Below are 12,144 nucleotides of genomic sequence, written 5' to 3' on the forward strand. Positions count from 1 at the left end.
GAACAGGACAGACGTGATGGCTCATAACGGCGTAACCGGTGAATCCATGAAGAAGGCCTACGCGGCCCCGGCGCTGACCGAGTTCGGTTCGGTGCGCAACCTGACCGGTGGCAGCGGCGGCTCCAATCCCGACTTCGGCGGCATGCGTATGGTGGTATTCGTTCCGCCAATGTGATCAACTCCGGCTTTCTCTCGAAAGTCATAGGGTGATTTACTGGATTGCGGCGCGTTTCGCGGCTTCCTTTTGCTGAATTGATGCCGGCGAATGAGCGCGATCCTCGAAGAACATCAGGAATACATGTCCCTCACCGGTCGATATGACCGGTATTCGGCGGCAATCGAAAAAGTGATCAAGTCAGGCGACGTGGTCGCCGATCTGGGCTGCGGTTTTGGCGTGCTGGGCATTCAGTGTCTGGAAGCCGGCGCCAGCCAGATTTATGGCATCGATCATTCCGATGCGATTGAGATCGCCCGCGAAAGCGTTAAACGCGCCGGGCTTGCTGATCGTTACACTTGCATCCGTGGCTCTTCCTTCTCCGCAGTGCTGCCGGAAAAGGTCGATGTGCTCATCTGCGACCATGTCGGGTTCTTCGGCGTGGATTATGGCATCATGGAAATGGTGCTGGATGCCCGGCGCCGCTTCCTGAAACCTGGCGGACGGATCGTGCCGCGCCGGATCACCTTGATGATATCGGCAGTTCAGTCTCCCGAATGCCGCGCCAAGGTGGATTTCTGGGATAGCGGAAAGGCCCCCGCCGTCTATCAGTGGCTCAGCGAACAGGGCGTCAACACCAAATATCAGTATGATTTCCCGGGCGCCCAACTGTGCGCGCAGCCGGTCACCCTGGGCGATATCGATTTGCATTCCGACATCCCCGAGAACCTGTCATTCTCGGCCACTTTGCTGGCCACGCGCGATGCGCAGTTTGATGGTCTGGTCGGCTGGTTCAATTGCGAGATTGCCGAAGATGTGTGGATGACCAATTCACCGCTCGATGAACAGGCGATCGAACGGCCCAACGCCTTCTTTCCCTGCAGCGAGCCATTTCAGGTCCGTGCTGGCGATGAGATCGGTATCTCCATCCGCGTGCGGCAAGATGCCGAGACCATTGCCTGGACAATCCGCCCGCCCAATGGTGCACCCAGACAGAAGATGTCGACATGGCAGACGCGCATCCTGGCCCCGCAGGATCTGGCTGAGAATGCCGACACCCCGCTGCGCCTCAACACGCGCGGTGAAGCACATAAGGCGATACTGGCGCTGATTGATGGCCAGCGCACAATGGCACAAATCGAAGACGCCATGCTTGCAAGTCATGCCAACCTCTTTTCAACCGAAACGCTCCTGCGCCGCTTCGTTCGACAGGCAATGGCCAAGGACACGTCTTGACGTCATTCGCCGAAGCTCCACCGCAGTCCCAGAAGGCCGTCCGCACCAGCCCCTATGACAGTTGGGTAAGCCCCGATGGTTCCACCATTGCGCAGTTTTACCGCAGGGATGGCGGCTATCTGGTGCGCTTTCCCGACCAGGCCGATTTCGAGATCGCATCGGGCACCTTGAGCACGCGCGCCTGCGCGGTGAGCGAGGACATGCGCCCGGTTGCAATAACCCTGTATCACAATGCCATCCTGCCGATGATCGGCAATTATCGCGGTGGGCTGAACCTGCATGGCAGCGCGATTGATCTGGATGGCAGGGCAGCGGCATTCCTGGGTGCTTCACGGCGCGGCAAGACAACGCTGGCAGGCGCATTTGCCAAGGCTGGCCATCCCTATCTTTCCGAAGATGTCGTCGCCATCGAAGCGGATGAAGATGCATTTCTGGTCAATCCGGCGCGCGCGGTTTTGCGGCTGTTTCATGACAGCGCGTCTTTCCTGCTTGGCCATGATCCGGATTGGACGGATGAAGACGGCAAGCAGGAACTGGCGACAGGAGCATCGCTTCCGTTCAGCCGGGACAGCGTGCCGCTCGCCAGTATCTATCTGCTTGGGCCGGGCGACGCCACGAAGCCGCAGATTCGCCGGATCGAACCGCAGCGCGCCCTGGCCCAACTGCTGCCCCACGCCTTCATTCTGGACGTGGAAGACAAGGGTCGATTGCGCGGCCATTTTGAGAGACTCGGCAATCTGTCATTCAAGTTGCCGTGCTACGAACTCGATTACCCGCGTGAATTTGAGATACTTCCACAGGTTATCGATGCTATTCGCAACCACATGAAAGAATCGGACGCTTAATGGACAAGAATGCCAAGGTTGAGACCTCTGACGACGTTGTATCTCGCTCCGTGGGTGGTGAAGCCGTGTTGCTCAACTTGTCCAGTGGCACCTATTTCGGCCTCAACGAAGTTGGCAGCGCAATCTGGGAATTGCTCGACAAGCAGAGCCTGAACCTTGCCGGTATCTGCGACCAAATCGAGGAAGAATTCGACGTCACCCGCGACCAGCTTGAAAGCGACGTGGCGGCACTGGTCGAAAAGCTGCTCGAAAACGATCTGCTGATAACTTCCAGCGATGCCTGACAGCCCTTTGTCCAAGCGATAACTCAGCCAGGGTCTGAGGTGGTGATCCGCCCGTGATCCAGCCGAATGATGCGATTGGCCAGCGCCAGGCTGGCGGGCCGATGCGTCACCAGAATTACCGTCCGGCCCGCCAGCGCCGTCTGACACTCCTCCACAAGAGCCAGCTCGGCCTCCAGATCATACATCGATGTCGCTTCATCCATGATCAGGATGGGCGGGTTGAGCACCAGTGCCCGCGCCAGCGCAATCCGCTGCCTCTGGCCGCCTGACAGGCGCACGCCGTTGTCACCGATCCAGGTTTCGTATCCATCGGGCAATTCGGCAATGAATTCGTCCGCCTGCGCCAGCTGCACGGCCTGCTCTATCCGCTGGTCATGGGGATCATCCAGCGCCAGCGCGATATTGTCGCGAACGGTGCCATCGAACAGCAGGGCGCGCTGGGGGACAAGCGCGATCTGCCGCCGCAGCGCCTGCACCTGAAAGGTGGAAATGTCCTGCCCGTCCAGCAAAATCCGGCCAGCGTCGGGCACGTAGAATTGCTGTAGCAGGCTGATCAAGGTGGATTTGCCCGCGCCATTCTCACCGGTCAGCGCAACGATTTCACCCGCCTTGATATCAAGATCTATGTTGCTGAGTGTTGCGCGCCGTCCCGGATAGGCGAAGGATACGTCTTCAAACCGGATCGCGCCCCTGACGGCGCCCGGATCACCCGCCAGCGCATAGCCGGGCTCAGCCTTTTCGCCGAGCAGGGCTTCAAGCCGGGCAAGAGTTCCCGCCGCCCATTGATAGCGGCCATAGAAATCCGCCAGCGCGCCCACCGGCCGGGTCAACAAGGCGGCGTAGAGCAGGAAGCGGAACATATCCGCTGGCGTGCGGTTCGCCGTGGTCAGATCGCTCATGCCAAATACGATCAGCGCGATAATTCCCAGCCCGGCCAGCAGCCCCACCGCAGGCCCCAGGATCGAATCCACCCGCGCCTGATGAAACTGCAACTGGCGCGCCTGTTCCACATGGTCTGCGTAAACGGCATCCTGCCGTTCCTCGATGGCAAAGGACTTGATCGCAGGAAGAATGGCCAGCTGGCGCTCGGCCGTCATGAACACGGTGGCTTCGGCGTCCCGGCTCCGCTCTCCCAGCCGCCTTATCCGCCGTCCGCCGATCTTCATCAGCAGGAAGAACCCCGGAATGATCAGCGGTATGAAAAGCGCCAGCATCGGGTCGATCATGAACAGCAGGATCGTGGCGCCTGCCCCGGTGATGAGCATGGCCGGCGCCCGCGCCAGCGTGGAGGACAGGAAGGAGCTGAGAAGCGTGACCTCATATGTCATCAGCGCCAGCAGATCGCCTTGGCGGCTGCGATCGTGAAATCCGATCGGCAGGCTCTGGACATGGGCATGGGTGCGATTGCGCAGGTCGGCCAGTATCTTGCCCGAGGTGGAGGCCGACAGAATTGCCGCCGCCGAATGCAGCGCGCTGATGGCGATCAGGCCGATTATCAGCAGCCCCACGCCCATATTGGCAAGCTGCGCCTGCGCCGCCACCACATCGCCCAGCACGTTGCCGGCCAGCCACGGCAGCGCCAGCATGGCAAGCGATTCCCCGGTCGCCAGCAGGGCGATCAGCACCAGACTGCCGCGGTATTCGCGCGCCTTGGCCAGCATGAAACCCGCCTTCATGACCGGCTCCTCCGGGCAAGGAGGCGGAACGGTCCGGCGACCAGCCGCAGCAGATAGAGGATCGGCAGCGGCCAATCCCCCAAATCCGGAAAACGCTCACGCATCTGGTCACGGCCAGGACACAGGCGCGCTGTCACAAGGTCGAACCTGGACCTCATGTCCGGGCAGCCCTGCAGATCTGACCGGAACCTGGAAAACCCGTTTGCCGTGCCGATGTAATGCGTCACCCAATTGGTGGATGGTGCGGCCCGCCACTGTTCCAGCGTGGCCTGCGGAACCTGCGTGCCGAACAGGCTGACGGTTTGTTCCAGCATGGCAAGACAAATCGGTGCCAGATGGCGTTGCATCACGCTTCCGGTCAGCTCGCTCCAGTCCTCCTGCGAGAAGGAAGAGGCGAGCAGGTGGTTATCCAGCAGCCAGATCAGCCGCACGGTGCCTTTCAGCTTTTCCCCGTCGACATAATAGCCGTAATGTTCGTGCAGCGACTGGTTCACGCATCCCTGCATGAAAGTTGTGACCGGATCGGTGCCGCGCGCGCTGCCGCACAGCTTGGGCAGCGGCCTGGACCGGGCGAAACACTCCTCCACATCGAAAAGGCGGCGCAGGGCAGGCATGTTCGTGACCTGCCAATGGAGATCGAAGCTGTGCACGAAGCCGATGCCGGAATCGGCCCACCAGCTTTCCTGAAAGATCCGTCCCTGAGCCAGGCAATCATACCCGCATTCGCCCAGAATCTCTCTGGCGCGGGCCAGCTGTTCCTTTCTGACCAGCAGATCACTATCGGTGCGCGATCGGGCGGCAGCGGATGGATAGAGCGAATAGGCCAGCGCCGTGCCCTTCATCACCAGGACATCAATCCCCGCTGCGTGAAACAGCTCCAGCACATGCACCAAGGTTGCGCGATGCGATTCTTCCCACAGCGCCTGCAAGGCAGCCGCCTTGCGCAGGTCCTGCAAAAGTCCGGCGGGGAAATTCGCCAGTTCGGGCAATCTTGCATGCAGCTGGTGAACCACGCCGTGGAAATTCACCCGCTGCATGACGGCGCTTGCCGATACTGGCGCCAGGTCCGTGGGCCACACCATCGGCCCCGGCCGCCCAAGCCCGGCAAGGAACTCGTCTATCGCCGGAATATCCCCCTCGCCGACAGCCGGATTCGCGATGGAAGGGCCGGCAAATTCGACGTCTGAAGAATTGGCGATCGCCCGGTCCTGCATCGTTCAATCTTGCAGGAGTGGGTCGGCGCGGTCAATCGCGCTGACACGATGAGCAGGCGGCCACAGCGTCATAAATTCCACCCTGAATTACCGCTCGAAACCGCATTACGTGATTGACCGTAGCTGCCAATGCTGCAATGCAGCACCGTGTCTTCTGAGCGAGTTTCGAATATCAGGAAGGGATGCAAAAGTGGTGATTGCGCGCAAGGGAATAATACTGGCGGGCGGTTCGGGCACCAGGCTTTTTCCCCTGACCAAAGGCGTGTCTAAGCAGCTCATGCCGGTCTTCGACAAGCCGATGATCTATTACCCGCTCAGCACGCTGATGTTGGCGGGGATCCGCGATATACTGATCATCACCACGCCAGAGGACGCAGACCAGTTCCGGCGTGTGCTGGGAGACGGGTCCGCTTTCGGCATCGATCTCTCCTACGCTGTCCAGCCCAACCCTGAAGGTCTGGCGCAGGCCTTCCATATCGGTGCCGATTTCGTCGGCAACGGGCCGAGCGCGCTCGTGCTGGGTGACAATATCTTTTACGGCCATGGCCTGCCCAACCTGCTCAAGAATGCGACCGACTGCCAGGATGGCGCCAGCGTGTTCGCCTACCGCGTCAACAATCCCGAAGCCTATGGCGTGGTCGCTTTCGATGCCGATGGCGTCGCGTCCTCGATTGAGGAAAAGCCCGCCAAGCCCAAATCCAACTACGCCGTCACCGGCCTGTATTTCTATGACGGAACAGTGGTTGATCGCGCGCGCGACCTGAAGCCTTCCCCGCGCGGCGAGCTGGAGATTACCGATCTCAACCGGCTGTACATGGATGAGGGCAAGCTCAACGTTGAAATCATGGGCCGCGGCTATGCCTGGCTCGATACCGGGACGCACGGTTCGCTGATCGATGCCGCGCAATATGTGCGCATTACCGAGGATCGGCAGGGGCTGAAGATCTGCTGTCCTGAAGAAATCGCATGGCGTCAGGGCTTTATCGACGATGCCAAATTGCAGGAAATCGCCGAGCCGCTGCGCAAGTCGGGCTATGGCGAATATCTGATGCAGCTGCTGGATAGCTGAGGCGCACCATGAAGATCATCCGCACCGCCATCGAAGACCTGCTGATCATCGAGCCTCCGGTCTTCGGCGATGAGCGGGGTTTCTTCCTGGAAAGCTGGAACGCGCAGAAATTTGCCGATGCCGGGCTGGACCTGACCTTCGTGCAGGACAACCACAGCCGGTCGCAGAAGGGCGTGCTGCGCGGCATGCATTTTCAGAACCCCGGTCCGCAAGGCAAGCTGGTGCGGGTGGTGGCAGGCGCGGTCTATGATGTGGCGGTCGATCTCAGGCGCTCCTCGCCGACATTCGGCCAGTGGGTGGGCGTGGAACTGTCGGCCGCCAACAAGCGCATGTTCTGGGTGCCCGAGGGCTTCGGCCATGGTTTCCTGACGCTGGAGGACAACACCGATTTCCTCTACAAATGCACCGCTCCCTATGCGCCGCAGAACGAACACAGCCTGGCCTGGGACGATCCTGAAGTGGGCATAGAATGGCCACTGGGCAGCTCCCGGCCGCAGCTTTCCGCCAAGGACCAGCAAGGCCAGAGCCTGTCGCAGATTGAGGCCTTCGCATGAAGGTTCTGGTGACCGGGGCCGGCGGACAGCTGGGCCGCGCGCTGATCGCCAGCGCGCCCGAAGGGTGCGAGCTTGAAGCAATCGACATTGCCGATCTCGACCTGACCGACGCCGAGGCCATTCGCGCCAGAATAATGACCGGCAGGCCCGATCTGGTGATGAACGCCGCCGCCTATACCGCAGTCGACAAGGCGGAGAGCGAGGAAGATCTGGCGCTGGCCATCAACGGCACCGCCGTGGCGGCGATGGCATCCGCGCTCGCTGAAACCGGCGGCAGGCTGGTCCACGTCTCGACCGATTTCGTGTTCGACGGAACCTCCTCGCGCGCCTACCGGCCCGAAGACTCGCCCGCGCCGATTTCCGCCTATGGCCGCACCAAGCTGACCGGCGAGCAGGCTGCCGCAGACAGCGGCGCGCTGATAGTGCGCACCGCATGGGTCTATACCGCTGGCGGCGCCAATTTCGTGCGCACGATGATCCGCCTGATGCGCGAGAAGGACGAGCTGCGGGTCGTGGCCGACCAGATTGGCACGCCCACCTGGGCACCGGGTCTGGCAACCGTGCTGTGGGGGCTGGCCGCACAGGGGGCCAGCGGCATTTATCATCACAGCGATGCCGGCGTGGCCAGCTGGTATGATTTTGCCGTCGCGATCCAGGACGAGGCGCTTGCGGCCGGGCTGCTGGACAAGGCGATCCCGCTGCACCCGATCACCACTGCGGATTATCCCACACCGGCGGTGCGTCCGGCATTCTCACTGCTGGATTGCAGTGCCACCCGCGCATTGCTGCAAGATGGCTGGACGCATTGGCGTCACAACCTGCGGACCATGTTGAAAGAGGAAAAGGCTCTTGGCTAACGTACTGGTAACCGGCGGTGCCGGTTTCATCGGCGGCAATTTCGTCCATTACTGGGCGGACAAACACCCCGATGACGCCATCATCGTGCTCGATTGTCTGACCTATGCTGGCAACAGGTCCACCATTGCCGGCGTGGAACAGGCCGAGCTGGTGGTGGGCAATATCCTCGATACCGATCTGGCCGAAAAGCTGCTGCGTGAACGCGATATTGCAACCATCGTTCACTTCGCTGCCGAGAGCCATGTCGACCGGTCGATCTCCGGCCCAGATGCCTTTATCGAAACCAATATCCTTGGCACCAACAGCCTGCTGAAGGCCGCGCGCAAGGTCTGGCTGGATGTGGACGGCGGCAAGCCGCACCGCTTCCACCATATCTCGACAGACGAGGTGTTCGGCACGCTTGGCCCGCAGGACCCCGCCTTCAGCGAGACGACGCCCTATGCGCCAAACTCGCCCTATTCGGCGTCAAAGGCATCTTCGGACCATCTGGTGCGCGCCTACCACCACACTTATGGGCTGGAAGTGACCACCACCAATTGTTCCAACAATTACGGTCCCTACCAATATCCGGAAAAGCTGATTCCGCTGTTCCTGCTCAACGCGCTCTCGGGCAAGCCATTGCCGATCTATGGTGATGGCATGAACGTGCGCGACTGGCTGCATGTGGAAGACCATTGCCGCGGGATCGAAGCGTGCCTTTCCGCGGGCAAGCCGGGTGAGACCTATAATATCGGCGGCGGCGAGGAACTGCAAAACATGGCCGTGATAGACCGCATCTGTGCAGAGGTTGACCGCGCCTTCGCCGAGATTGACGGGCTTGCCGATCGCTATCCCGATGCGCCGGCCGCAAAGGGCCGCGCCACCAGCGAGCTGAAGCACTTCGTCACCGACCGCGTCGGCCATGATCGCCGCTATGCGATTGACGAACGCAAGGCCAAGGCCGAACTTGGCTATATGCCACAGCATGATTTCGAAAGCGGTCTGGCGGGAACACTGCGCTGGTATCTTGAAAACGAAGCGTGGTGGAGTCCTCTGCTGCGCGGTTGAGCGCGCGAGGTGGCTGATGAGCGGAACCGGACATCCTGGCCTGACGTACCGCGCTGATATCGATGGCCTGCGATCGCTGGCCATCATCCCCGTACTGCTGTTCCACGCCAATCTGGGCGTGCCGGGCGGCTTTGTTGGCGTTGACGTGTTCTTCGTCATCTCCGGATTCCTGATCACGCGCATCATCTTTGGCGAGATGACGGCGGGCACCTTCAGCTACGCCGATTTCTACGAGCGGCGCATTCGCCGCCTGCTGCCAGCCGCCTTCGTGGTGTTCCTGGCCTCGGCGATTTACGCGCTGCTGGCCATGGCGTGGTTCGATGTCGCCAGCTTCGGCCGCAGCCTGTTCAGTGCCGCACTCTATCTGGCCAATTTCAATTTCTACTGGGACACCGGCTACTTCAGCGATGATGCCACCACCATGCTGCTGCTGCACACGTGGTCGCTGGCGGTGGAAGAGCAGTTCTACATCGTCGTGCCGATCCTGTTCGCACTGCTGATCCGCTGGATACCGCGGCGGCTGATCCTGCCCATTCTCATCGCCATGACTATCGCGGGCTTCGTGCTGTGCGTCGTGTTGACCAATGTGAGCTTGATGGCGGCCTATTTCCTGCTGCCTGCCAGAGCATGGGAACTGGGCGTGGGCGGGGTGCTGGCGCTGACGGGAACGGGCTGGGTCAGGTCCCGGCCAGTGGCGGAGGCGATCACGCTCGCCGGTGCAGGTCTGATTCTGGCGTCGTGTTACGTGATTGACGAGGCCACACCCTTTCCGGGCAGCTATGTCGCCATGCCGGTGCTGGGTGCTGCTGCGCTGCTGGCGGCAGGCCATTATCCCGGCACGATCATGCACCGCGTGCTGCGGCTCTCGCCCTTGGTGTGGATCGGCAAATTGTCCTATTCGCTGTACCTGTGGCACTGGCCGGTGATCGTCGCGCTCAGCTATGGCCGCGAGGAGATAGGGGGATGGCGCGGAGCAATCGCGCTGCTGATCTCGCTGGTGCTGGCCTATGCCTCCTTGCAGCTTGTCGAAACTCCCGTACGCCGCAAGCGTGTGCTGGCGGGCAGAAAGCCGCTTTTCCTGGCGGCGGCGGGCGGAACGGCATTGTTCGTGGCTGCGGGCTTTGCGATGTATCTGGGCGGCGGCTTCCCGCAACGATTTGACAATAGGCAGGAACTCGAAGCGCTGCTGGACACTCAGAGCCGGAGCGACCTGCGCGGTGAATGCTACAATCTGGAAGAAGGCGATATCAGCGCCGGAGACTTCTGCATCCGGGGGCGCGAAGGCGTGGCCCCGACATTTGCGCTGATCGGTGACAGCCATGCCGGGGCACTCTCCCCGCCAATATTCCAGGCCGCCGATGCGCTTGGCGTGTCAGGGGCGCAATTGTCCTCTGCCGGCTACGTCCCCATGCCCGGGCGGCGAAACCTGGGTGCCAATTATGCCCCTAACCTGACCCCGGAGGTGTTCGGCTGGCTGGATGCCAATCCGCAGATCCACACCGTCGTGATGGCGGGCTATTGGCAATATGAGGCGACCAGCCGGACATATCGCCACAATGGCACTATCTTCGCGGATGAGGATTATGACGGATCGGGCACGGACTATAATCCGCGCGCCTTTGCCAACGCTCTGAACCGGCTGGTTGCGCGTTTTCCCGATCGGCAGTTTGTTTTCCTGGACGATGTGCCCACCGGACGCGAGCTGTACGTGCGCCATTACGTGCGCGGCGTGGTCAGCCATGGAAGCGGGCTGGATGCCCTGCCGCGCGCAGCGGCGGAGGAGCAACGGGCGCTCTATGCCCCGATCCTGTCACAGCTGGCCGCGACGCACAGCAATGTCGCCTATGAGCAGTTTCTGACAGATGCGATTTGTGGCCCGGTGGACTGCCCGCTGTTCGGCCCCGAAGGCCAGCTGCGATATTCGGATGGCGATCACCTTTCGGTGCCGTACTCGCTGCAACTCTCACCGGTCCTGCAGGCAAGGCTGGCGCCTTATCTGGCAGGCGCGTTATCGCAATCCAATCAGGCCCCGCCAGCCGCAGACTGACCGGGCTCAGGCCAGTTCGGCGGTGATTTCGGCAACCAGCTGCGCAAGGAAAGGGTAGGAATCCTCGCGCAGATATTCCGCATTGCCTTCATCGCTGACCGGCTGGCCATAGCTGGCGCAGGCCTGCGCAATGGCCGCTGCCAACGGTTCCTCGGCGATGGATCGCACCGACACGATATTGCCGTGAAAGCTGGACAGATCTTTGCAGGCATAGGTGTTGGTGATGGTCCGCAGCCCGAAATGCGCCATTTCCAGCGGCGGATAGCTGGGATGGGGAGACGCCATCAGGCTGACACCGACCGAGCATTTGAGCAACGTATCGGCGTAATCATCCAGCGAGAGCTTGCCGACCGAGCGGATCTCGCGGTCACCCACCAGCGGCACCGGTGGATGCTCCGTGCCGGCAGAGATGATCTCCCAATCCGCATATTCCGGGTAATCCCGCGCCCAGCGACGCAGGCCCCTGACCAGCGCCGGAAAACAGTTACGCTCCACCGTCGGGCGGCCATAGACGAGGATCTTCTTTTCCCGCTGGCTCGCCGGCACCATGCCAAGATATGGCCGCAGGGACCCGCTGACGACCGGCTCGAACACAAAACTACGCTCCATCCGGTGACCGAGAAGATCAACGAAATTCTTGAGATTGGAACTGTTGAGAATGGTCCAGAGCCGAGGCACTGTATCAAGAGCTTCTCTCGCCAGCATATGGGATGAAGAGAACTCGTGAAACATTGGCTCATAATCTTGCATAAGGTAGATCAACGGGAGCGGAGATCGGCCAAAATGTACCGTCTGCTGATCAATCAGTTTTTGTATATTTAGTGTTGTCCACCAGTTATAAGTAAAAAAGATATCGTTCTTCCTTACCGTGATGTTGTCGCTGCTCGACCTGACCAGCGAAATATCTTCAGGCGAAACAGTTTCACCTGCCTTTTCCGCACGCCGCGTGAATATCCCCGGGTCGCTCTGAGTAGTGTAATCGGTGACGATCAGGCGCATGTCGATCTGGCAAGAGGCACGCAAATCACGCACCAGCCGCAGGAAGAGTTCAATTCCGGTTGAGACACCGCCGAAATCGCTTCCTGCCGTGAGCGCGGGCATTACGAGGTTAATGCGCGGCATCTCGGAAGCTTCCGGCACCATTTTGAAGTCCATCAACA

Annotated in this window: 12 protein-coding genes; 9 read left to right on the forward strand and 3 right to left on the reverse strand. The window is 60.9% G+C overall.

Going from position 1 to position 12,144, the window contains the following annotated elements; genetic code table 11:
* Positions 1–16 precede the first annotated feature (16 nt).
* The 4 genes from GRI32_RS06665 (at position 17) to GRI32_RS06680 (ending at position 2,519) form a co-directional block, all read left to right on the forward strand.
* Positions 17–175, forward strand: a complete 159-nt coding sequence (locus GRI32_RS06665) for a lasso RiPP family leader peptide-containing protein (RefSeq protein ID WP_160590628.1) — start codon at positions 17–19, stop codon at positions 173–175.
* Positions 176–265: 90 nt separating this feature from the next.
* Positions 266–1,390 (forward strand): methyltransferase domain-containing protein, encoded by a 1,125-nt coding sequence (locus GRI32_RS06670; RefSeq protein WP_160590629.1) that lies wholly within the window; start codon positions 266–268, stop codon positions 1,388–1,390.
* Entirely contained in the window at positions 1,387–2,235 is an 849-nt protein-coding gene (locus GRI32_RS06675) for a phosphoenolpyruvate carboxykinase (ATP) (RefSeq protein WP_160590630.1), read from the forward strand. The genes GRI32_RS06670 and GRI32_RS06675 overlap by 4 nt, the downstream gene beginning before the upstream one ends.
* Positions 2,235–2,519 carry a PqqD family protein gene (locus GRI32_RS06680; protein WP_160590631.1) on the forward strand — a complete coding sequence of 95 codons (285 nt, stop codon included), beginning with the start codon at positions 2,235–2,237 and terminating at the stop codon, positions 2,517–2,519. The genes GRI32_RS06675 and GRI32_RS06680 overlap by 1 nt, the downstream gene beginning before the upstream one ends.
* A 23-nt stretch (positions 2,520–2,542) precedes the next feature.
* Here GRI32_RS06680 and GRI32_RS06685 read toward each other — a convergent pair whose 3' ends face one another.
* Positions 2,543–4,195, reverse strand: coding sequence for an ABC transporter ATP-binding protein (locus GRI32_RS06685; protein WP_237437427.1), 1,653 nt, complete (start codon positions 4,193–4,195; stop codon positions 2,543–2,545).
* Positions 4,192–5,409 (reverse strand): nucleotidyltransferase family protein, encoded by a 1,218-nt coding sequence (locus GRI32_RS06690; protein WP_160590632.1) that lies wholly within the window; start codon positions 5,407–5,409, stop codon positions 4,192–4,194. The genes GRI32_RS06685 and GRI32_RS06690 overlap by 4 nt, the downstream gene beginning before the upstream one ends.
* A gap of 217 nt (positions 5,410–5,626) precedes the next feature.
* Here GRI32_RS06690 and rfbA point away from each other — a divergent pair, with 217 nt between their 5' ends.
* The 5 genes from rfbA to GRI32_RS06715 are packed head-to-tail and all read left to right on the forward strand — an operon-like array spanning position 5,627 to position 10,984.
* Positions 5,627–6,478 carry a glucose-1-phosphate thymidylyltransferase RfbA gene (gene rfbA, locus GRI32_RS06695; RefSeq protein ID WP_160591097.1) on the forward strand — a complete coding sequence of 284 codons (852 nt, stop codon included), beginning with the start codon at positions 5,627–5,629 and terminating at the stop codon, positions 6,476–6,478.
* Positions 6,479–6,486: 8 nt separating this feature from the next.
* Positions 6,487–7,032 (forward strand): dTDP-4-dehydrorhamnose 3,5-epimerase, encoded by a 546-nt coding sequence (gene rfbC / locus GRI32_RS06700; RefSeq protein WP_160590633.1) that lies wholly within the window; start codon positions 6,487–6,489, stop codon positions 7,030–7,032.
* A complete protein-coding gene (gene rfbD, locus GRI32_RS06705) occupies positions 7,029–7,889 on the forward strand; it encodes a dTDP-4-dehydrorhamnose reductase (RefSeq protein ID WP_160590634.1) in 861 nt (286 codons plus the stop codon). Before rfbC ends, rfbD begins: the two co-directional genes overlap by 4 nt.
* On the forward strand, positions 7,882–8,937 hold the full coding sequence (gene rfbB / locus GRI32_RS06710) for a dTDP-glucose 4,6-dehydratase (RefSeq protein WP_160590635.1): 1,056 nt from the start codon (positions 7,882–7,884) through the stop codon (positions 8,935–8,937). The genes rfbD and rfbB overlap by 8 nt, the downstream gene beginning before the upstream one ends.
* Before the next feature lie 16 nt (positions 8,938–8,953).
* Entirely contained in the window at positions 8,954–10,984 is a 2,031-nt protein-coding gene (locus GRI32_RS06715; protein ID WP_160590636.1) for an acyltransferase family protein, read from the forward strand.
* Positions 10,985–10,990: 6 nt separating this feature from the next.
* Here the strand turns inward: GRI32_RS06715 and GRI32_RS06720 are convergent, their stop codons facing one another.
* Positions 10,991–12,139 (reverse strand): rhamnosyltransferase WsaF family glycosyltransferase, encoded by a 1,149-nt coding sequence (locus GRI32_RS06720; RefSeq protein WP_337190190.1) that lies wholly within the window; start codon positions 12,137–12,139, stop codon positions 10,991–10,993.
* Between the last annotated feature and the right edge of the window lie 5 nt (positions 12,140–12,144).

Origin of the sequence: Alteraurantiacibacter aestuarii (assembly GCF_009827405.1) — a bacterium.
GTDB lineage: Bacteria > Pseudomonadota > Alphaproteobacteria > Sphingomonadales > Sphingomonadaceae > Alteraurantiacibacter > Alteraurantiacibacter aestuarii.